Source organism: Streptomyces malaysiensis subsp. samsunensis (assembly GCF_024519315.1).
Classification (GTDB): domain Bacteria; phylum Actinomycetota; class Actinomycetes; order Streptomycetales; family Streptomycetaceae; genus Streptomyces; species Streptomyces malaysiensis.
This window is the reverse complement of record NZ_JANIIC010000010.1, coordinates 72796-92279: the sequence shown is the minus strand read 5'-3', so window position 1 is coordinate 92279 and position 19484 is coordinate 72796. Positions and strand designations below refer to the sequence as shown.

General features: G+C 73.1%; 18 protein-coding genes. 7 read left to right on the top strand and 11 right to left on the bottom strand.

Annotation, left to right across the window (positions count from 1 at the left end):
• Genes NQU54_RS11375 through pdhA form a run of 6 tightly spaced genes read right to left on the bottom strand, consistent with a single transcriptional unit; the run spans position 1 to position 7855 of the window.
• Positions 1–1056: a potassium channel family protein gene (locus tag NQU54_RS11375; protein WP_257630943.1), complete on the bottom strand. Its 1056-nt coding sequence runs from the start codon at positions 1054–1056 to the stop codon at positions 1–3.
• The gene (locus tag NQU54_RS11370) at positions 1053–3224 is read right to left on the bottom strand and encodes a molybdopterin molybdotransferase MoeA (RefSeq protein ID WP_257630942.1); all 2172 of its coding nucleotides are present in this window, start codon (positions 3222–3224) and stop codon (positions 1053–1055) included. Before NQU54_RS11370 ends, NQU54_RS11375 begins: the two co-directional genes overlap by 4 nt.
• Positions 3221–4174, bottom strand: a complete 954-nt coding sequence (locus tag NQU54_RS11365) for a DUF6457 domain-containing protein (protein ID WP_257630941.1) — start codon at positions 4172–4174, stop codon at positions 3221–3223. Before NQU54_RS11365 ends, NQU54_RS11370 begins: the two co-directional genes overlap by 4 nt.
• 29 nt (positions 4175–4203) lie before the next feature.
• Positions 4204–5646, bottom strand: coding sequence for a dihydrolipoamide acetyltransferase family protein (locus NQU54_RS11360; RefSeq protein ID WP_257630940.1), 1443 nt, complete (start codon positions 5644–5646; stop codon positions 4204–4206).
• Complete coding sequence (locus NQU54_RS11355; protein WP_257630939.1) at positions 5646–6695, bottom strand: alpha-ketoacid dehydrogenase subunit beta; 1050 nt, start codon at positions 6693–6695, stop codon at positions 5646–5648. The genes NQU54_RS11360 and NQU54_RS11355 overlap by 1 nt, the downstream gene beginning before the upstream one ends.
• Entirely contained in the window at positions 6692–7855 is a 1164-nt protein-coding gene (pdhA, locus tag NQU54_RS11350) for a pyruvate dehydrogenase (acetyl-transferring) E1 component subunit alpha (protein WP_069861301.1), read from the bottom strand. The genes NQU54_RS11355 and pdhA overlap by 4 nt, the downstream gene beginning before the upstream one ends.
• A 182-nt stretch (positions 7856–8037) precedes the next feature.
• Here pdhA and NQU54_RS11345 point away from each other — a divergent pair, with 182 nt between their 5' ends.
• Positions 8038–8526 carry an Lrp/AsnC family transcriptional regulator gene (locus tag NQU54_RS11345; RefSeq protein ID WP_069861453.1) on the top strand — a complete coding sequence of 163 codons (489 nt, stop codon included), beginning with the start codon at positions 8038–8040 and terminating at the stop codon, positions 8524–8526.
• Between the two features lie 351 nt (positions 8527–8877).
• On the opposite strand, the gene NQU54_RS11340 is transcribed toward NQU54_RS11345, so the two are convergent.
• Positions 8878–9471 carry a TetR/AcrR family transcriptional regulator gene (locus NQU54_RS11340; protein ID WP_069861299.1) on the bottom strand — a complete coding sequence of 198 codons (594 nt, stop codon included), beginning with the start codon at positions 9469–9471 and terminating at the stop codon, positions 8878–8880.
• 2 nt (positions 9472–9473) lie between these two features.
• Entirely contained in the window at positions 9474–10991 is a 1518-nt protein-coding gene (locus NQU54_RS11335; RefSeq protein WP_257630938.1) for a 3-hydroxyacyl-CoA dehydrogenase, read from the bottom strand.
• Between the two features lie 129 nt (positions 10992–11120).
• Here NQU54_RS11335 and paaN point away from each other — a divergent pair, with 129 nt between their 5' ends.
• Positions 11121–12845 carry a phenylacetic acid degradation protein PaaN gene (gene paaN / locus NQU54_RS11330; protein ID WP_257630937.1) on the top strand — a complete coding sequence of 575 codons (1725 nt, stop codon included), beginning with the start codon at positions 11121–11123 and terminating at the stop codon, positions 12843–12845.
• 79 nt (positions 12846–12924) lie between these two features.
• On the opposite strand, the gene NQU54_RS11325 is transcribed toward paaN, so the two are convergent.
• Genes NQU54_RS11325 through NQU54_RS11315 form a run of 3 tightly spaced genes read right to left on the bottom strand, consistent with a single transcriptional unit; the run spans position 12925 to position 15603 of the window.
• Complete coding sequence (locus NQU54_RS11325; protein WP_102935200.1) at positions 12925–13686, bottom strand: TrmH family RNA methyltransferase; 762 nt, start codon at positions 13684–13686, stop codon at positions 12925–12927.
• Between the two features lie 4 nt (positions 13687–13690).
• Complete coding sequence (locus NQU54_RS11320; protein ID WP_257630936.1) at positions 13691–14923, bottom strand: HTTM domain-containing protein; 1233 nt, start codon at positions 14921–14923, stop codon at positions 13691–13693.
• Positions 14920–15603 (bottom strand): DUF5819 family protein, encoded by a 684-nt coding sequence (locus tag NQU54_RS11315; RefSeq protein WP_257630935.1) that lies wholly within the window; start codon positions 15601–15603, stop codon positions 14920–14922. The genes NQU54_RS11320 and NQU54_RS11315 overlap by 4 nt, the downstream gene beginning before the upstream one ends.
• Positions 15604–15868: 265 nt before the next feature.
• Here NQU54_RS11315 and paaA point away from each other — a divergent pair, with 265 nt between their 5' ends.
• From paaA to NQU54_RS11290, 5 genes are read left to right on the top strand one after another with little or no spacing between them, the layout of a single operon-like run.
• A complete protein-coding gene (gene paaA, locus NQU54_RS11310) occupies positions 15869–16819 on the top strand; it encodes a 1,2-phenylacetyl-CoA epoxidase subunit PaaA (RefSeq protein ID WP_257630934.1) in 951 nt (316 codons plus the stop codon).
• Complete coding sequence (gene paaB / locus NQU54_RS11305; RefSeq protein ID WP_046088802.1) at positions 16816–17112, top strand: 1,2-phenylacetyl-CoA epoxidase subunit PaaB; 297 nt, start codon at positions 16816–16818, stop codon at positions 17110–17112. The genes paaA and paaB overlap by 4 nt, the downstream gene beginning before the upstream one ends.
• Positions 17109–17810 (top strand): 1,2-phenylacetyl-CoA epoxidase subunit PaaC, encoded by a 702-nt coding sequence (gene paaC / locus NQU54_RS11300; protein WP_257630933.1) that lies wholly within the window; start codon positions 17109–17111, stop codon positions 17808–17810. The genes paaB and paaC overlap by 4 nt, the downstream gene beginning before the upstream one ends.
• On the top strand, positions 17804–18364 hold the full coding sequence (paaD, locus tag NQU54_RS11295) for a 1,2-phenylacetyl-CoA epoxidase subunit PaaD (protein WP_257630932.1): 561 nt from the start codon (positions 17804–17806) through the stop codon (positions 18362–18364). Before paaC ends, paaD begins: the two co-directional genes overlap by 7 nt.
• A complete protein-coding gene (locus NQU54_RS11290) occupies positions 18364–19473 on the top strand; it encodes a 2Fe-2S iron-sulfur cluster-binding protein (protein WP_257630931.1) in 1110 nt (369 codons plus the stop codon). Before paaD ends, NQU54_RS11290 begins: the two co-directional genes overlap by 1 nt.
• The last annotated feature ends 11 nt before the right edge of the window (positions 19474–19484 follow it).

Below are 19484 nucleotides of genomic sequence, written 5' to 3'. Positions count from 1 at the left end.
CTACTCCTGGACCATCGGCGCGCGAACGATCGTGATCAGCCGGTCGGCGGCCTGGAGCGGGCTGGCGTCGGGGTCGTCGTAGGCGAGGAGGCGATGGCCGCGCAGCACGGACACCACGAGATCGTCCGTGTCCCGCACCGACTTGCCCACCTCCGCCTTCACCACCGTGCGCTCCACCAGGTCCAGGCCCGTGCCCTGCTGGATCAGATCCTCGATCACCGCCCCGGCGGTCGGGCTCTGCACGCTCATGCCCAGCAGCCGGCCGGCCGCGCTGGCGCTGGTGATCACCGCGTCGGCCCCGGACTGGCGCAGCAGCGGCGCGTTCTCCTCCTCGCGCACCGCCGCCACGATGTTGGCGCCCCGGTTGAGCTGCCGGGCCGTCAGCGTGACCAGGACGGCGGTGTCATCGCGCTGGGTGGCGATCACGAACTGGCGGGCGCGCTGCGCCTCCGCCCGCAACAGCACATCGCTGCGGGTCGCGTCGCCCACCACCCCGGCGAGCCCGTCCGCGTTCGCCGCCTCGATCACCTTCTGGTTGGGGTCGACCACGACCACCCGGTTCTTGGGCAGCCCGGTCGCGCAGAGGGTCTGCACCGCGGACCGCCCCTTGGTGCCGAAGCCGACGACGACGGTGTGATCACGCAACGCTGACCTCCAGCGGTTCAGGCGGTACTGCTCGCGGGTGCGTTCGGCCAGGACTTCCAGGGTGGTGCCGACCAGGATGATCAGAAAGAGCACGCGCAACGGCGTGACCAGCAGGATGTTACTGAGCCGCGCGCTGTCGCTGTACGGCACGATGTCGCCGTATCCGGTCGTCGACAGCGTGACGGTCGAGTAGTAGACGGCGTCGAGGAAGTCGACGTTGTCATCGGCGTTGTCGTGGTAGCCGGAGCGGTCGATGTACACGATGAGCACCGTCAGCACCAGCACCAGCAGCGCCAGCAGCAGCCGGCGGACGACCTGGCGCAGCGGGCCCGTGGAGAACTGGGGCAGATGGACGCGGTGGCCGCCGTCCCCGGGGTTGCGGGCGGCCGCGTCATGGCTGGGCAGCTTCACGCCGGGCCCTCCCGGGGGGATATGTCCTCGGCGTCTCCACGGGCCACCGGTCGGTCGGTGCGCTGGTTTCGGTTCGCCCGGGGTGTGCGTTGAGCGGCTGGGTCCGTGCCCTTGGCCGCTCGGTCCGTGCCCTTGCTCACTTGGTCCGTGCCCTTGCCCGTTCGGTCCGTGCCCTTGCTCACTTGGTCCGTGCCCTTGCCCGTTCGGTCCGTGCCCTTGCTCACTTGGTCTGTGCATTGGCTCGCTCGGCCGGTGCCTCGGCTGGTTCGGTTTGTGCCTCGGCCCGTTCCGTCCGCGCCGTGGCGGGCTCGGTCGGTGCCGTGGCGGGCTCGGTCCGTGCCTCGGCTCGTCTGGTCCGCATGGCTCAGTTGCTCCGTCACGGTCGCCGACCACGGGAGGTCCAGCACCTCGACCTCCGTGCCCCGCTTCGCGCCGCCGGGCGGGATCACCGCGAGGCCGTCGGCCACCGCGATTCCGCGCAGCATCGCCGGGCCGTTGAAGCGCAGCGGCACGGCCGCGTCCTGCCGGAAGGTCACGGGGACCAGCCGGGTGTCCCGCGGATGCCCCTGTACGGCCTCGGCCAGCGGGGCCGGGCCGGGTGCGGGAGCCGGGCGGCCCGTCAGCGTCCGCAACAGCGGCTCCGCGAGGGTCAGCAGACCGGACACCGCCGCGAGCGGATTGCCCGGGAGCCCCACCAGATGCCGGGCGGGGCGGGTCGGGGGCTCGGGGTTCCCGGCGGCGAGGCGGGCCAGCAGCATCGGGTGGCCGGGGCGTACCGCCACGCCGTCCACCAGCAGTTCGGCGCCCAGGCGGCGCAGGGTGGGGTGGACATGGTCCACAGGGCCCGCGGCCGTGCCCCCGGTCGTCACGACGACATCGGCGGACGACTCGGCCACCGCCGCGTACACCGCGTCCGCCTCGTCGGTCAGCCGCCGGGTGCCCATGACCTCGGCACCGAGCGCCCGCAGCCACGGCCCGACCATCGGCCCCAGCGCGTCCCGGATCCGGCCGCCGTGCGGCAGCCCCTCGGTGAGCAGTTCGTCGCCGAGGATCAGCACCTCGACGCGCGGTCTGCGCACCGTCGGCAGCTCGTCGTACCCGGCCGCGGCGGCCAGGCCCAGCACGGCGGGGGTGACCAGGGCCCCGGCGGGCAGCAGCTGATCGCCGCTGCGGCACTCCTGGCCGCGGTTGCGGATGTCCTGGCCGAGGACGACGGGGTGGGCGGCGGACGCGTGGAGCCAGCCGTCGCCCGCGTCGGTGCCGTATTCGCTGCGCAGCACGGCGGTGGCGCCGGGCGGTACGCGGGCGCCGGTGGCGATGCGGACCGCGTGGCCGTCGGGCAGGGGGGCCGTCTCGCCGTGTCCGGCGAGGATGCCGCGGTGGTCCTGGTCCTCTTCATCGGTCGGCAGCCGCCAGGGGCCGGGGCCCGCGAGCGCCCAGCCGTCCATGGCGGAGGTGTCGAAGGGCGGCAGGTCGGTGAGGGCCTCGAGCGGCGCGGCCAGGACCTGCCCGAGCGCCTCGGACAGCGGCCTCATCACCGGGGCGGCGTGGGCGGCCTCCTTGACGGCGGCGCGGGCGGCGATGGCGCGGGCGTCGGGCCAGGAGGTGGGGCTGTGGTGCGGTTCATTCATGGGCTGGTGTGACGGGGGCGGGTGCGGGCGGGAGGTGGGTCCGGGGGCGCGTTTCGGATGCGGGGGCGGGGTCTGCGGCGCGGGGGCCCTGGACCGCATGCCTGCGGCGCCAGTGCCCTCGGACATTGGCTTGCCCGGAGATCGGCGCCGCGAATACTCCCCCGGCCTTCGGCTTGGGGAACTCCAAGCGTCCAGTGCCTCCGCCCTTCCGGCTCCGTCCCCGCCCGTCCCATCGCGGGTCGGCCGCTGATCGGCGGACCATCCATGGGCCAGGTCGAGCGCGGTTTCGACCCAGTCCACCCCGGCCCCGGCCGCGTCGCCGGTGTCGTCGGGGCTGTCGGGGCTGTCGGGGCCTCGCTCGCGGGCGGATGGGGCCGGGCGGCCGTTGGCCAGGTTGAGGGCGGCGTCGGCCCAGTCCTCTTCCGTTTCCGTGCCGGGCGGCTCCGGGCCCTGTCCCTGGGATTCATTGGCCAGCGCCAGCGCCTCGTCCATCTCGCGGTCGAGCGGATCCCCGTCCCGGGGGTGGCGAGCTGTCACTGCTCCTCGGCCCAACGCGCCGCCAGGGCGGCGGCCTTCTCGGTCGCGGCGGCCAGCTCCTCGGGGCCGCCGCCCTTCTGGGCCGCGGCATAGCCGACGAGAAAGGTGGTCAGTGGGGCGGCGGGCCGGGCGACGCCATGTGCGGCATCACGGGCCAGATCGAGTAGGGCCGCGGTGTCGACATCCAGATCGATCCCGAGCTCGGCCTTGACTGCGGCAATCCATTCGTCCAACACGTGTCCATGCTCCCTGATGCGTGCTCGAGCCGTGGTGATGTCTTCCCAGGTGTCGCAGTCGAACGACGCGGTGGGGTGCTGAAGGCGGGCCAGCGCCAGCTCGGAGACGAGGAGGCGGAGGGGCAGCCCGCCGAGGCCGCCGTGTTCGGTGGCGAGGAGGGCGATCTCGCGGCGCAGCGGCTCGGCGCGGTAGGCGGCGACAAGGGGCTGCTCACGGCCGTCGGAGTCGATGAGCACGGTGCCTTCGATGCCCTGGACGCCTCCGGTCGCATGGACGCCCACGGTCGCGTCGGTGCCTCCGGTCGCGTCGGTGCCTTCGGTCGCCTGGCTGCCTCCGGTCGCCTGGACGCCCTCGGCTCCTTCGATGCCTCCGGTCCCCTCGATGCCGTCGAGGAGGGCCCGCACGGTCTCGGGTGTGAGGAACGGCAGATCGGCGGAGAGCACGAGGACCAGCGGCGCGGTGGTCTGCCGGACGCCCGCGTCGACGGCCGCGACCGGACCGCCGCCGGGCGGCTCCTCCCGGGCCCACCGCACGGGCCGCACCGTGGGCCTGCGCGGGCCGACGACGACGGTCCGCCCGGCGCCGCGGCAGGCGTCCAGCACCCGGTCGAGCAGGGCTCGACCGCCCACCCGCAGCGCGGGCTTGTCCACCCCACCGAGCCGCCGAGCGGCGCCTCCGGCCAGGATCACTGCGTCATACGCACCTGGAGTCACCCCATGAGTATGGCGCCGTCAAGCACCCGCTACAGCCGTCGCAACAACACCATGGGCTGTTCCACGCAGTCGGCCACATACCGCAGGAATCCACCGGCGGTGCCCCCGTCGCACACCCGGTGGTCGAAGGTGAACGACAGCTGCACCACCTGGCGGACCGCCAGCTCGCCCTGGTGCACCCAGGGCTTCGGGGAGATCCGCCCGACCCCGAGCATCGCCGCCTCGGGGTGGTTGATGATCGGCGTGGAGCCGTCGACCCCGAAGACCCCGTAGTTGTTGAGCGTGAAGGTGCCGCCGGTCAGCTGCGCGGGGGCGAGTGTCCCGGTCCGCGCGGCCTCGGTCAGCCGGGCGATCTCCTCGGAGAGACCCTCCAGGGTGCGCTGATGGGCGTCGCGCACCACCGGGACCAACAGGCCCCGGTCCGTCTGCGCCGCGAAGCCGAGGTGGACGCCGGGGAGCCGGATGATCTCCCGGCTGCCCATGTCCACCGTGGCGTTGAGCTCGGGGAAGCGTGCGAGGGCGGCCGTGCAGATCCGGGCCAGGAGGGCGAGCACGGAGACCTTGGGCCCGCCCGCGGCGTTCATCGCCGTACGGGCGGCGAGCAGTTCGGTCGCGTCGGCGTCCACCCAACAGCTCGCGTCGGGGATCTCGCGCCGGCTGCGCGCGAGTTTGTCGGCCACGGCGCCCCGCACCCCGCGCAGCGGAACCCGCTCCCCCTCCGGGGCGGGAGCCGTGGGGGCGGTAACCGTCGCCGCGGCGGCCGTCGCCGTGGGGGCGGGAGCGACGGGGGCGGGAGTACCAGGGGCGGGCGCGACGGAGGCGGTAGCCGTGGCCGCGACCGCTCGTTCGACGTCCGCCCTCAGGATCAGCCCCTCGGGGCCCGAGCCCTTGAGCCGCCGCAGATCGACGTCGTGCTCCCGGGCCAGCCGCCGCACCAGGGGCGAGATCACCGGAAGGGGGCCGGTGGGACACACCACCGTCTCGGGCACCGGACCGCCGGGGGCCGCCGCCGTCTTATGCGACGGCTCGCCGGGGGCCACCGCCGGGGCTCCGCGCAACGGCCCGCCCGGAGCCGCCGCCGTGGTCTCGTGCAGCGGCCCGGGGGAGGGCTGAACGCGACGGCGCCGGGCGGTGGGAGCGGCCGTGCCATAGCCGACCAGCACATTGCCCGATCCGCCGTCGACCGCGCTCCCGGTGACCGGCGGACCGGATCCGTCATCGGAGCCGCCCGGCACGGCGACCGTGATCAGCGGCGCCCCGACCGGCACCTCCGCGCCCTCTTCGCCGTAACGGGCCGTCACCACACCGCCGTAGGGGCACGGCACGTCCACCATCGCCTTGGCCGTCTCGACCTCGACCACCGGCTGGTCGACCGCGACCACATCGCCGACCTGGACCAGCCAGCGCACGATCTCGGCACCGGTCAGCCCCTCGCCCAGATCCGGCAGGGTGAACTCCCGTACGACAGCCATCAGACGGCGCTCCCCTCGGTCCACTCCGACTCCCACTGGAGCCGGGCGACGGCATCCAGCACCCGGTCCACACCGGGCAGGTGGTGCCGCTCCAGCATGGGCGGAGGATAGGGGATGTCGAATCCGGCGACGCGCAGCACGGGCGCCTCCAGATGGTGGAAGCAGCGCTCGGTGACCCGGGCGGCGATCTCCCCGCCGGGACCGCCGAAGCCGGTGGACTCGTGGACGACGACCGCACGGCCGGTGCGGCGCACGGAGGCGCAGACCGTGTCGTCGTCGAAGGGGACGAGCGAGCGCAGATCGACGACTTCGAGGTCCCAGCCCTCGGCCCGGGCCGCCTCGGCGGCTTCGAGGCACACCGGCACGGAGGGGCCGTAGGAGATCAGGGTGGCGCCGCGCCGACCGCCGGTGGCGGGCCTGCGCACCACCGCGCGCCCGATGGGCTGCACCTGCTCGGGGGCGTCGGCCGACCAGTCGGCCTTGGACCAGTACAGCCGCTTGGGCTCGAGGAAGATCACGGGGTCGTCGGAGGCGATGGCGGCGCGCAGCAGCCCATAGGCGTCGGCGACGGTCGCGGGGGCGACGACATGGAGGCCGGGGGTGGCCATGTAGTAGATCTCGGAGGAGTCGCTGTGGTGCTCGACGCCGCCGATGCCGCCGCCGTAGGGCACCCGCACGGTGATCGGCATCGGCATCGCGCCCCGGGTGCGGTTGCGCATCCGCGAGACATGGCTGATGAGCTGCTCGAAGGACGGGTAGGCGAAGGCGTCGAACTGCATCTCGACCACCGGCCGCAGCCCGTACATGGCCATGCCCACGGCGGTGCCGAGGATGCCCGCCTCGGCCAGCGGCGTATCGGTGCAGCGGTCCTCGCCGAACTCCTTGGTGAGCCCGTCGGTGATCCGGAAGACGCCGCCCAGCGCGCCGACGTCCTCGCCGAGGACATGGACGGACGGATCGGCGGCCATGGCGTCGCGCAGCGCGCGGCCGAGGGCCTGGGCCATGGTGGCGGGCTTACGGGCGGTGTCGGGCCCCACGGCGGTGGTCATCGCTCCCCCTTCCCGGAGTCCGTGGCCGTCCCGGAGTCCGCGGCCTCGGCGTCGAGCTCCGCGCGCAGCTGGGCGGCCTGCTCGCGCAGCTGGCCGGTCCGGTCGGCGTAGACATGCTCGAAGAGCGCCATGGGGTCGAGGACCGGGTCCTGGTGCATGCGCTCGCGCAGATCGGCGGCGAGCCGCTCCGCGGACTCCCGCGCGGCCCTGACCCCCTCGTCGTCCAGCAGATGGCGGTCCCGCATGGCGTCCTCCAGGAGCGCTATCGGGTCATGTGCGCGCCATGCCTCGACCTCGGAGTCGGGGCGGTAGCGGGTGGCGTCGTCGGCGTTGGTGTGGGCGTCGATCCGGTAGGTGACCGCCTCGACCAGGGTGGGGCCGCCTCCGCCGCGGGCCCGGCGCACCGCTTCCGTCAGGACCTGGTGGACGGCGGCCACGTCATTGCCGTCGACGAGACGGCCGGGCATCCCGTATCCGACCGCCTTGTGGGCCAGGGAGGGCGCGGCGGTCTGCTTGGCCAGCGGGACGGAGATGGCGAAGCCGTTGTTCTGGACCAGGAAGACGACCGGGGCGTGCCAGACGGCCGCGAAGTTGAGGGCCTCGTGGAAGTCGCCCTCGCTGGTGCCGCCGTCGCCGACCAGGGCGAGGGCCACGACATCGTCCCCCTTGAGGCGGGCGGCGTGGGCGAGGCCGACGGCGTGCGGCAGCTGGGTGGCCAGCGGGGTGCACAGCGGGGCGACGCGGTGTGCGTGCGGGTCGTAGCCGGAGTGCCAGTCGCCGCGCAGCAGGGTCAGGGCGTCGACGGGGTCGAGCCCGCGGGCCACGGCGGCCAGGGTGTCGCGGTAGCTGGGGAAGAGCCAGTCGCGGTCCTCCAGCACCAGCCCGGCCGCGACCTGGCAGGCTTCCTGCCCGGTGGAGGAGGGATAGACGGCCAGCCGGCCCTGCCGGGTGAGGGCGGTGGCCTGGGCGTTGTAGCGGCGGCCGCGCACCAGCTCGCGGTGGAGCCGGGTCAGCAGATCGGGGGAGATGTCGGCGGCAGCGGCGGTGCCCAGCAGGCGGTACGGCTCCGCGTCGGGCAGCAGCGGCGCGGCGTCGACGCGGGGCTGCCAGCCGGGCGGGGGAGTGGGCCGGTAGGCACCGGGCTGCTCAAGGACCGTCATGACGCGACCTCCTGGGCGTGGCGTACGGCGGGAGGGCGGGGCATGCCGTGCGGCATCACCCTCCCCTACCGATTGTTCGGTCGTTGACGCAATTTGGCTACAGGCGACCCAAGCCTGTGGACAAACGGTTCTGCGCCACCTGTGATGAGGACAGGACGTCCATGAAGGGGAGGCAGGACGATATGCGGGACGAACAGATGGCCAATTCGGAGGGCAGACCCCCGGTGCGCCCGCTGGATGCCATCGACCGCGACATCCTGCGTCTGCTCCAAATGGACGGCCGCGCCTCCATACGCTCCGTGGCCGAGCAGGTGCACGTCTCGCGCGCCAACGCCTACGCCCGGATCAACCGTCTGATCGACGACGGAGTGATCCGCGGCTTCAGCGCCCGGGTGGACCAGGAGCGGGCCGGTCAGGGCGCGTCCGCGTACATCACGCTGAAGATCGTCCAGAACTCCTGGCGCACCGTGCGCGAGCAGCTCCGCCAGCTCCCCGGGGCCGCTCACATGGCCCTGGTCAGCGGGGACTTCGATGTGCTGCTGCTGGTGCACACCGAGGACAACCGCTCGCTGCGCGAGCTGGTCCTCACCCGGATCCAGGCCATACCTGAGGTGCTGAGCAGCCGGACGCTGCTGGTCTTCGAGGAGACGGACCTGGACTCGGAGCCGTAGCGGTGGCCGCCGGGGCCAGGGCCGCGGCCGGGTACGGACGCGGCGGGGCCTGGTACGGACGCGGCGGGCCCTGGTACCGGGTTGCCGCGGCGGGGTTCAGTGCCAGGTTGCCGCAGCCGGGCCTGGCGCCGGGATGCCGCGACGGGGCCCTGGTGCTGGACAGAGCGGCAGCAGGACCTGGCGCTGGGCCGCCGCGGTGGGGCCTGAGCGGATCCGCGGAAGCCGGCCGCGGTTCGGCAGGGGCCCTGAAGGGGCGCGGGGCCGCGTCGATCGGCGGCCCGCCGCGGGGCGCGGCGGCAGGACGGCGCCGCCGACGATCGAGGGCGTCTTCGCGCCCGTCCAGCGGAGCGCTCAGCGCTGCGTGCGCAGACCCGCGAAGGCCGTACGGACCACGGCCTCGGCCACCTCCTGCGAGGTCGCGGCCCCACCGCGCCCCGGCCGGTACCACTCCACAATGGAGTTGATCATGCCGAAGAGCAGCCGGGTCGCCAGCCGGGCGTCCACATCGGACCGCAGATCGCCGTCGGCCGCCGCCCGCTTGAGCAACTCGGCGACCTGGTGGTCGAACTCCCGGCGCCGCTCCATGGCCCACCGCTCGGTGTCCGTGTTGCCCCGGACGCGCAGCAGCAGGGTGACGTAGGGCAGCTCCTCCATCAGCACCTCGGCGGTGCGCCGGGCCACATGCTCCAGCCGTTCGATGGCCCGTCCGTCGAGTGAGGCGGGCTCCTGGAGGATGCCGAACAGCCCGTCCAGGGCACGGCTTATGGCGAGCCGGAGCAGCTCCTCCTTGCCCTTCACATGGTGGTAGATGGAGGACTTGGAGATCCCGGCGGCCCGGGAGAGGTGCTCCATGGAGGTGCCGTCGTAGCCACGCTCGTTGAACACCTCCACGGCGACCGCGAGCAGCGATTCGGGCGTGTAGGTGTCGCGCTTGGCCATGGTCATGATTAGAGCAGTCCCTCATCGGCGGCCGCACGCCGGATCAGCGCCTGGGAGGGGGCGTAGCGGCCGGTCGGACAGGCGTGGTGGAGGTTGCGCAGGGTGTCACGCACCCAGTGGGCACCGAGCGCGCGCCCCCATGCCAGCGGTCCGCGCGGGTAGTTGACGCCGGTCAGCATGGCGGTGTCGATGTCCTCGGGGCTCGCCACCCCGCGTGCGGCGGCGTCCTCGGCGAAGTCCACGAGCATCGCGACGGTACGGGCCACGACCATGCCGGGGACGTCCTGGACGACGCTGACCGCCTTACCGAGCGCCTGGAACAGGCCGATCGCGGACCGCAGGGACTCCTCGGGGGCGGCCGGGGACGCCGCGAGGGCGACGCGGGTGGCGGTGCGGTAGTCCAGCGCCAGGTCGAAGCGGACCGACGCGGCGAAGGGGTCCTCTGCGGCCGTCGTGCCGTCGGCCAGGGACAGACGGGTGCCGTCGGGCAGGGCGAGATGCGCCCCGACGGGCTCGCGGGTCACCGCGATGCCCGCCTCCTCCATGAGGCCGACCAGCCCTTGAGCGGGCCCGAGGTCGCCATGGACGACGACCTTGCCGGGCGGCTCGCACGGCTCGGCGGTGTGCGGGGCGGGCCGCCCGGCGCCCTCGGAGTGGTCGAACCAGCCATGACCCGTCTTGCGTCCGAGCCGCCCGGAGGCCACGAGCTGCCGCTGGGCGAGGGACGGGGTGAATTTCGGATCGTGGAACAGCGCTTCCCACACGGAGCGGGTGACGGCCTCGTTCACGTCCTGGCCGATCAGGTCGGTGAGCGCGAAGGGGCCCATCCGGAAGCCGCCGGACTCGCGCAGTACGGCGTCGAGGGTGGCGGGGTCGGCGGCGCGCTCCTCGTACGCCCGGAACGCCTCGGCGTAGAAGGGGCGGGCGATCCGGTTGACGATGAATCCGGGGGTGTCGGCGCAGCGCACCGGGGTCTTTCCCCAGGTCGCGACGGTGGCGTGGGCACGGTCGGCGGCGGCCTCGTCCGTGGCGGCGCCGCGCACCACCTCCACCAGCGGCATCAGCGGGGCCGGATTGAAGAAGTGCAGGCCGACGAGGCGGCCGGGGCGGCGCAGGACGCCCGCGACGGCGGTGACGGAGAGGGAGGAGGTGTTGGTGGCGAGCAGACAGCCGTCGGAGACCACCGACTCCAGGGCGGTGAACAGCTGTTGTTTGGCGCCGAGTTCCTCGAGGATCGCCTCGACCACCAGATCCGCCTCGGCCAGGTCCGCGAGGTCGGCGACGGGGGCGAGCCGGCCGAGGGCCGCGTCACGGTCGGCGGCCGGGAGGCGCTCCTTGGCGACCAGCCGGCCGAGCCGGTCCGCGATGGCGTCGACGGCCTGGGAGGCTCGGCCGGGCGCGGCGTCATAGAGCCGCACGGGATGGCCCGCGGCCAGCGCCACCTGGGCGATCCCCTGGCCCATCGTGCCGGTGCCGACGACGGCGACGAGGCCGGCGCGGTCGATCCCACGGTCGATCGCAGTCATGCCGCAGATCCTTTTCGACGAAGTTGTCCACAGGTTCGCCAGGCCCTCTTGTCCCGACCGATCGTTCGGTTACTCTAACTCTGTCGCCCATCCCAGCCCAGCCCCAGCTCGACGAGGAGTTGGTCAGTCGTGACCGCCGCACTCACCACCGCGCAGTTGACGCAAGAGCACCGCCCCACCCTCGACCAGGCCCTGGAGGCGATCCGTACCCGCGCCTATTGGTCGCCGCACCCCGAGCACCCCAAGGCTTATGGCGGCGAGAGTGAAGGCGGGCGCCGGAGCCTGAGCGTCGCCGAGGGCCAGGCGGCGTTCGAGGCGCTGCGCGGCGAGCGCTTCGAGCTGGACCAGCCGGGCACCGACGGCTGGGCGGGCTCCGAGGTCTCGCCGTTCGGAGCGGAGATGGGCATGGAGTATCCGCATCCGGACATCGAGGTGCTCCTCCCGGCGATGCGGGCGGGTATGCCCGCCTGGCGGGACGCCGGCCCCGAGACACGGGCCCTGGTGTGCCTGGAGATCCTGGCCCGGATCGGCGCCCGGTCCCATGAGTTCGCCCAGGCCGTCATGCACACCAGCGGACAGGCGTACATGATGGCCTTCCAGGCCGGCGGCCCCCACGCCCAGGACCGCGGCCTGGAGGCGGTGGCGTACGCGTTCGCCGAGCAGACCCGCACCCCGGGCGCCGCGGACTGGTCCAAGCCGCAGGGCAAGCGCGACCCGCTGCGCCTGCGCAAGACGTTCACGGCTGTCCCGCGCGGTATCGCGCTGCTGATCGGCTGCAACACCTTCCCGACGTGGAATGGCTATCCGGGGCTCTTCGCCTCGCTCGCCACCGGCAATCCGGTGCTGGTCAAGCCGCATCCCCAGGCCGTGCTGCCGCTGGCGCTGACCGTCCAGGTGGCGCGCGAGGTGCTGAAGGAGGCGGGGTTCAGCCCCGATCTGGTGGCGCTGGCCGCCGAGCGGCCGGACGAGGGGATCGCCAAGGTCCTCGCCGTCCGCCCCGAGATCCGCGTCATCGACTACACGGGCTCGACCGCCTTCGGCGACTGGCTGGAGACCCATGCCCGCCAGGCCCAGGTCTTCACGGAGAAGGCGGGGGTCAACACGGTGGTGATCGACTCCACCGATGACTACCGGGGCATGCTGGCCAATCTGGCGTTCTCCCTGTCCCTCTACAGCGGCCAGATGTGCACCACCCCGCAGAATCTGCTCATCCCCCGCGACGGCATCACCACCGACGCGGGCCTCAAGACCTACGACGAGGTGGTGGCCGACCTGGCCGCGGCGGTCGACGGGCTGCTGGGCGACGACGCACGGGCCGCCGCGCTCCTGGGAGCGATCGTGGGCCCGCGGGTCCAGGAGCGGCTGGAGGCCGCCCCCGGCCTGGGCGCGGTCGCCCTGGCCTCCCGTTCGGTGGCCCACCCCGAGTTCCCGGATGCCACGGTCCGTACGCCGCTGATGGTCAAGGCGGACGGCGCGCGGAAGTTCTGGGAGGGGGCGGACGCGGACGCGCCGTATCTGTCCGAGTGCTTCGGCCCGGTCTCCTTCGCCGTCGCCGTCGACTCCACGGAGGACGCGGTCGCGTTGCTGCGCCGGACCACCCGGGACAAAGGCGCGATGACGGTCGGCGCGTACACCACCTCGCCCGAGGCGGAGCGGCTGATCGAGGAGGCGTGTCTGGAGGAGTGCGCCCAGCTGTCGCTCAATCTGACCGGCGGGGTGTATGTGAACCAGACCGCGGCCTTCTCCGACTTCCACGGCTCGGGCGGCAATCCGTCGGCCAACGCCGCCCTGTGCGACGGGGCGTTCGTGGCCGGCCGTTTCCGGATGATCGAGGTCCGCCGCCCGGCGGAGTAACGGGGCCGGTGTTCGGACGGGGCGGGGTGCGGGGCGCTCACCGCACTCCGCCCGCCTGCTCCTTCCGCGCCGTCGGACCCTATGCGGGGCGGTCGGGGCCGCCCCAGTGGAAGAGAGCCATGGCCACGCTGGTGGCCAGGTTGTAGCTGGACACCTGCGGGCGCATGGGGAGGGCCACCAGCCTGGTGGCCCGCTTCCGCAGCTCGGGCGAGATCCCGTGCCGCTCGGAGCCGAAGGCGAGCAGCGCGTCATCGGGGATGGTCACGGACCGGATGTCCTCCCCCTCCGGGTCCAGGGCGTAGAGCGGCCCCTCCGGAAGGGCGTCGCCCGGCAGCCGCTCCACCGCGGTGGCGAAGTGCAGCCCCGCGCCCGAGCGCACGGCGTTCGGATGCCAGGGGTCGATATCACCGGTGGTGACCACGCCCGTGGCCCCGAACCCGGCGGCGAGCCGGACCACGGCCCCGACGTTCCCCAGGTTGCGGGGGTTGTCCAGGACGACCACGGGGGCCGTCCTGGGCAGCGTGGACAGCTCGTCGAGATTCCCCTGGCGGTCGCGCCGGACGGCCAGGGCGGCGACCCGTGTGGGGTGCACCCTGGGCACCAGATCGCGCAGGGTTCCGGGCTCCACCTCCACCAGCAGGTCGGCGATCGCCTCGGTGAGGTCGTCGGCCAGATCCCCGGCGAGTTCCACGGCGGCCGCCTTGTCGCTGGTGACCGCGGCGCGTACGTCCGCGCCGAACCGCAGCGCGTGCTTCAGCGCGTGGAAGCCGTCGAGCAGCACGGTCTCGGGGGCCGTCGCGCGCCAGTGCCGTACGGTCCGGGCGACCTCGTCATCGATCATTCCCTCAGCGTACGAGGGTGCCCGCCGGGGATTTCTCCACGCTCTCCGGCGCCCGCTGCCCCGGCAGCCACCCGGCGCGCTCCACCAGCCGGTCCCGGGTCCGGCCCAGCCGTGCCTCGGCCCAGCGCAGGAAGTTCGTCGGCAGGAAGATCGCGTCCGCCGAGATCACGGCGAGCGAGAAGAAGGGCAGCCCCAGCATCACGGCGATGCCGAGGTGCTCCAGCATCAGCAGGACGAGCATCACGTTCTTGGCCCGCCGGTTGAGCAGGGTGAACGGGAAGGCCACCTGGACGATGACCGTGCCGTAGGTCAGCACCATGACCAGGGTGCCGCTGGCCGCCATGACATCGGCCAGACCCGGCCAGGGCGAGAAGTAGTCCAGATGCAGCGGGTAGTAGAGGGCGGTGCCGTCCTGCCAGCGCGAGCCCTGGATCTTGTACCAGCCGGCCGTGGCGTACAGCAGACACACCTCGGCCATGATCACCAGCAGGGCGCCGTTGTGCGCCACATTGGCCAGCGCGTCCATGACGGTGCGCGGCTCCCCCGGTGCGTAGCGCTTGACGAGCCACCAGCCGGCCTGGACGGTCCACAGCCCCCACAGGACGGTGCCCCAGCCCAGCCCGGGCAGCGGGCCGTCGGCGGTCAGGGAGAGCCGGGCGTCGGTGAACAGCTGCGCCCAGAGCAGGGCGGTCCCGCTGAGGGCCCACAGCACGATTCCGGCGGTGTCGCGCGGCGGCCACTCGCGGTCCGCCCGCCGGGCCGCCCGGCGCGCGTCCAGGGACCACACCTGACCGCATCGGGTCAGCACCAGGTACATCGACATCAGATGGATGAGATTGTCGCCGCCGTCCCCGACGAAGATGCTGCGGTTCTGGAGCGACAGCACCCCGATCATGAACAGCACGGACATGGTGCGGGTGCGCCAGCCCAGCAGCAGCAGGGCGCTGGAGACGATGGCGAGGGCGTAGACGACCTCGAACCACACCGTGCTGTCGGTCCACATGAGCGCGCTGAAGGCGCGGTTGCCGTCGATCAGCCGCGCGGCCATGTCCCAGTTCCACGGGCCGTCCGGCCCGTACAGCTCCCGGCGGTGGGGCCATTCCCGCACCAGGAAGAGCAGCCAGGTGAAGGAGAAGCCGATGCGCACGACGGCGCTCTGCCGGGCGCCGAGCGCGGATCCGGTGACACGGGCCTGGCCGCGCGCCACGGCGGTCTGGAGGCGGGCGGAGAGGGTCACCGGCGCTTCGCCTCCGGGAGGTCATCGGTGGTCACCGTCCACCAGGGCAGCGTCCGGTAGACGGTCCTGATGTCGGTCTTCTCGTCACTCCAGTCCGGCGGGGCCACCGCGGTGGTCGCGGAGCGCACCTGTATTCGCTCCACGGCCCCGCCGTCCTCCTCGCGGCCGAGGCGGAGCATCACGATCCGGCGGATGTACTGCTCGGAGAGGCTGCCGCGCATCCCCTGCGGTCGCTCCCGCGCATCGTGCGAGCCGACGTACAGCTCCCAGGCGCGGCGCAGTTCGTTCTGCTGCGTGTGGCTGGGCAGCGGGTTGTGGCGGATGGCCGCCCCGTCCTGGGCCGAGAGGTCGCGCCAGCCGGTGGTCGCGGTGCCCCCGTCGGGGGTGCGGATCTCGGCGCGGGCCTGGACGGCGATGTTCTGCTGGAGCGGGTTGGGGGCGAAGAGCTTCCAGACCCGTTCGAACTCGGGATAGATGTAGTCGTCTATCGCCGCGCCGTGCCGCTTGGTGACGGTGTTGGGCGGTGAGACGTTCAGAAAGGCCGCCGAGAGATGGATCGCGGCGGCCACGGCGACGGCCGCGATGGCCACCGCGATGATCAGCTGTCCCGGCAGGGAGAGCGCGGTGATCGGTTCCGCCGCGTCGTCGTCCGGCCCCGGTTCCATCGGTTCCGGTTCCATCGGCCCCGGATCCGTCGGTTCCGGCCCCGTGTCCGCCATACCCCGCCCCGCTCCCGATGGTCCAGGTCTTCGCGCACGCCGGTCGACCGCGCGCCCCCGTGGCCCCCACGCCCCTCGGCACCGTACCCATGCGGAACCACTCGGCACAGCGTCCTCAGCGTTATCCACAGGGTTGACACCCTACGTTCCTCAGCACACCATTGAACCGAACGATCGGTCGGTCGGTTGGCCGGTCGGCGGAGACAGACGGGCGGAGGGGCTTCGCATGACGACGATGGCGGCGGACGCGGGGGCGTACGAGGCGGTGTTCGACGCCGCCCTGGCCGCGGACGAGCGCATCGAGCCGCGCGACTGGATGCCCGATGAGTACCGGGCCACGCTGGTGCGGCAGATGGCCCAGCACGCCCACTCCGAGATCATCGGCATGCAGCCGGAGGCAAACTGGATCACCCGCGCCCCCTCGCTGCGGCGCAAGGCGATCCTGATGGCCAAGGTCCAGGACGAAGCGGGCCACGGTCTGTATCTCTACAGCGCGGCGGAGACCCTGGGCACCAGCCGGGGCGAGCTGCTCGACAAGCTCCACAGCGGCCGCCAGAAGTACTCCTCGATCTTCAATTACCCCACGCTGACCTGGGCCGACGTCGGCGCCATCGGCTGGCTGGTGGACGGCGCCGCGATCACCAACCAGGTCCCGCTGTGCCGCTGCTCCTACGGGCCCTACGCACGGGCGATGGTCCGCATCTGCAAGGAGGAGTCCTTCCACCAGCGCCAGGGGTATGAGCTGCTGCTGGCCCTGAGCCGGGGCACCGAGGCCCAGCACGCCATGGCGCAGGACGCGGTGGACCGCTGGTGGTGGCCGTCGCTGATGATGTTCGGCCCGCCGGACGACTCCTCGGCCCACTCCGCGCAGTCGATGGCCTGGAAGATCAAGCGCCACTCCAATGACGAGCTGCGCCAGCGCTTCGTCGACATCTGCGTCCCCCAGGCCGAATCCCTCGGCCTCACCCTCCCCGACCCCGAGCTGCGGTGGAGCGAGGAGCGGGGGCACTACGACTTCGGGCCGATCGACTGGGACGAGTTCCGCGAGGTCCTGCGGGGAAACGGCCCGTGCAACACCCAGCGGATCACCCAGCGGTGCCGGGCCCATGAGGAAGGCGCCTGGGTGCGCGAGGCAGCCGCCGCTTACGCGGCCAAGCACGGGAAGGCACAGGCATGAGCGGCAGCCCGAGCGCCGAGTGGCCGCTGTGGGAGGTGTTCGTCCGCAGCAGGCGCGGGCTCTCGCACACCCACGCCGGCTCCCTCCACGCCCCGGACGCGGAGATGGCTCTGCGGAACGCACGGGATCTGTACACCCGGCGCTCCGAGGGCGTCTCGATCTGGGTGGTGCCGTCCGCGGAGATCACCGCCTCCTCTCCGGACGAGCGGGATCCGTTCTTCGAGCCGTCCGCGGACAAGCCCTACCGCCACCCCACCTTCTACGCGATCCCGGAAGGGGTGCGGCACCTATGACCGCGGCCCTCGCCCTGGGCGACGACGCGCTGGTGCTCTCCCACCGGCTGGGGGAGTGGGCCGGGCACGCCCCCGTGCTGGAGGAGGAGGTCGCGCTCGCCAATATCGCCCTCGACCTGCTCGGCCAGGCCAGGGTGCTGCTCTCCCTGGTGGGCGACGAGGACGAGCTGGCGTATCTGCGCGAGGAGCGGGCGTTCCGCAACGTCCAGCTGGTCGAGCAGTCCAACGGGGACTTCGCCCACACCATCGCCCGCCAGCTCTACTTCTCCACCTACCAGGAGCTGTTGTACGAGCGGCTGGCGCGCGGCACCGGCCCCTTCGCCCCGCTGGCCGCCAAGGCGGTCAAGGAGGTGGCCTACCACCGCGACCACGCCGAGCACTGGACCCTTCGGCTCGGCGACGGCACGGCCGAGAGCCATGAGCGGATGCGGCGGGGGCTGGAGGCGCACTGGCGGTTCACCGGCGAGCTCTTCGAGCCGGTCGAGGGGTGCGAGGTGGAGTGGCACACCCTGCACGACGCCTGGCTGACCCGGATCACCTCGGTCCTGGAGCGCGCCACCCTGGCGGTGCCCGAGGGGCCGCGGCGCACCGGCTGGGCGGCCGGCGCGGGGCGCCAGGGCATCCACACCGAGCCGTTCGGCCGGATGCTCGCCGAGATGCAGCATCTGCACCGCAGCCACCCGGGGGCGGCATGGTGACGCCCACGCCCTCCGCGGCGCCCACCCCCTCCGCGGCGCCCACGCCCTCCGCGTCCGGCACCACCCCGCTCGAGGAGGAGCTGCTCCGGCTGGCCGGATCCGTACCGGACCCCGAGCTGCCGATGGTGTCCCTGGCCGAGCTGGGCGTGATGCGCGGGCTGCGCCTGCTGGGGCCGGGCCGGGTCGAGGTCGAGCTCACCCCCACCTACACCGGCTGCCCGGCGCTGGAGTCGATGGCCACCGATATCGAGCAGGTGCTCCATGACCACGGCATACCCGAGGTCGCCGTGCACACGGTCCTCTCCCCGCCCTGGACGACGGACGCGATCAGCGCCGAGGGCCGCCGCAAGCTGGCGGAGTCCGGGATAGCGCCGCCCGCGCCGCGCGGTGCCACCGCGGCGGACGGCCCGGTCCCGGTGGCCCTGGCGGTGCGCTGCCCGCACTGCGGCTCGACCGAGACCGAGCTGCTCAGCCGCTTCTCCTCCACCGCCTGCAAGGCGCTGCGCCGCTGTGCGGCATGCCGTGAACCATTCGACCACTTCAAGGAGTTGTGATGGCCGCGGAGGCGGTGAAGCGGGCCGCGCCCCACCATGGCGCGTTCCACCCGCTGCGGGTGGCGGCGGTCGACCGGCTCACCGATGACGCGGTGGCGGTCACCCTCCTGGTGCCGCCCGCGCTGCGGGAGACATTCCGCTTCACGGCGGGTCAGCACATCGCGGTGCGCCGGTTCGCGGACGGCGCGGAGATCCGGCGGACGTACTCACTGTGTGCCCCGGCCCCGGGCGCGGAGGGCCCGGAGTTGCTGCGGATCGGAGTGCGGCTGGTCGAGGGCGGCGAGTTCTCCACCTATGCCCTCAAGGAGCTGGCGGTCGGGGAGGTCATGGAGGTGATGGCCCCGGCCGGCCGCTTCGTCCTGGAACCCCGCCCCGGCCACTTCGCGGCGGTCGTCGGCGGCAGCGGTATCACCCCCGTGCTGTCCATCGCCGCCACACTGCTCAGCCGCCAACCCGAGGCGCGCTTCTGCCTGATCCGCAGCGACCGCACCGCGGCCTCGACGATGTTCCTGGAGGAGGTCGCCGACCTCAAGGACCGCTGGCCCGACCGGTTCCAGCTGGTGTGCGCGCTCTCCCGGGAGGAGCAGCAGGCAGGGCTGGTGTCCGGGCGGCTGGACGAGGAGCGGCTGTCCGCGCTGCTGCCCGCGCTGCTCCCGGTGGGCTCGGTGGACGGCTGGTTCCTGTGCGGGCCCTACGGTCTGGTGCGCGCGGCCGAGCGGGCGCTGCGCGGCCTCGGGGTCTCCCGCGGCCGGGTCCATCAGGAGATCTTCCATGTGGAGTCGGCCCCCGCCGAGGGCGTCTCCCCCGCTCCGGGCCCGGTCCGGACCGCCTCGGACAGCTCGGTCACGGCGACCCTGGACGGCCGCTCGGGCACCTGGCCGGTCCAGGACGGGGAGCCCCTGCTGGAGACCGTACTGCGCAATCGGGCCGACGCGCCGTACGCCTGCAAGGGCGGGGTCTGCGGCACCTGCCGGGCCTTCCTGGTCTCCGGCGAGGTGCGGATGGACCGAAACTTCGCGCTGGAGCCGGACGAGGTCGAGGCGGGCTATGTGCTGGCCTGTCAGTCCCGTCCGGTGAGCGAGCGGGTGGAGCTGGACTTCGACCGCTGACCGCCCCCGAG

What these genes read in the sequence shown, in the direction of transcription:
- NQU54_RS11360 (WP_257630940.1), bottom strand. Translation starts at nt 5,646, where the DNA reads ATGGCTGTCGTACGGGAGTTCACCCTGCCGGATCTGGGCGAGGGGCTG.
- NQU54_RS11355 (WP_257630939.1), bottom strand. Translation starts at nt 6,695, where the DNA reads ATGACCACCGCCGTGGGGCCCGACACCGCCCGTAAGCCCGCCACCATG.
- pdhA (WP_069861301.1), bottom strand. Translation starts at nt 7,855, where the DNA reads ATGACGGTCCTTGAGCAGCCCGGTGCCTACCGGCCCACTCCCCCGCCC.
- NQU54_RS11345 (WP_069861453.1), top strand. Translation starts at nt 8,038, where the DNA reads ATGCGGGACGAACAGATGGCCAATTCGGAGGGCAGACCCCCGGTGCGC.
- NQU54_RS11340 (WP_069861299.1), bottom strand. Translation starts at nt 9,471, where the DNA reads ATGACCATGGCCAAGCGCGACACCTACACGCCCGAATCGCTGCTCGCG.
- NQU54_RS11335 (WP_257630938.1), bottom strand. Translation starts at nt 10,991, where the DNA reads ATGACTGCGATCGACCGTGGGATCGACCGCGCCGGCCTCGTCGCCGTC.
- NQU54_RS11325 (WP_102935200.1), bottom strand. Translation starts at nt 13,686, where the DNA reads ATGATCGATGACGAGGTCGCCCGGACCGTACGGCACTGGCGCGCGACG.
- NQU54_RS11315 (WP_257630935.1), bottom strand. Translation starts at nt 15,603, where the DNA reads ATGGAACCGGAACCGATGGAACCGGGGCCGGACGACGACGCGGCGGAA.
- paaA (WP_257630934.1), top strand. Translation starts at nt 15,869, where the DNA reads ATGACGACGATGGCGGCGGACGCGGGGGCGTACGAGGCGGTGTTCGAC.
- paaB (WP_046088802.1), top strand. Translation starts at nt 16,816, where the DNA reads ATGAGCGGCAGCCCGAGCGCCGAGTGGCCGCTGTGGGAGGTGTTCGTC.
- paaC (WP_257630933.1), top strand. Translation starts at nt 17,109, where the DNA reads ATGACCGCGGCCCTCGCCCTGGGCGACGACGCGCTGGTGCTCTCCCAC.
- paaD (WP_257630932.1), top strand. Translation starts at nt 17,804, where the DNA reads ATGGTGACGCCCACGCCCTCCGCGGCGCCCACCCCCTCCGCGGCGCCC.
- NQU54_RS11290 (WP_257630931.1), top strand. Translation starts at nt 18,364, where the DNA reads ATGGCCGCGGAGGCGGTGAAGCGGGCCGCGCCCCACCATGGCGCGTTC.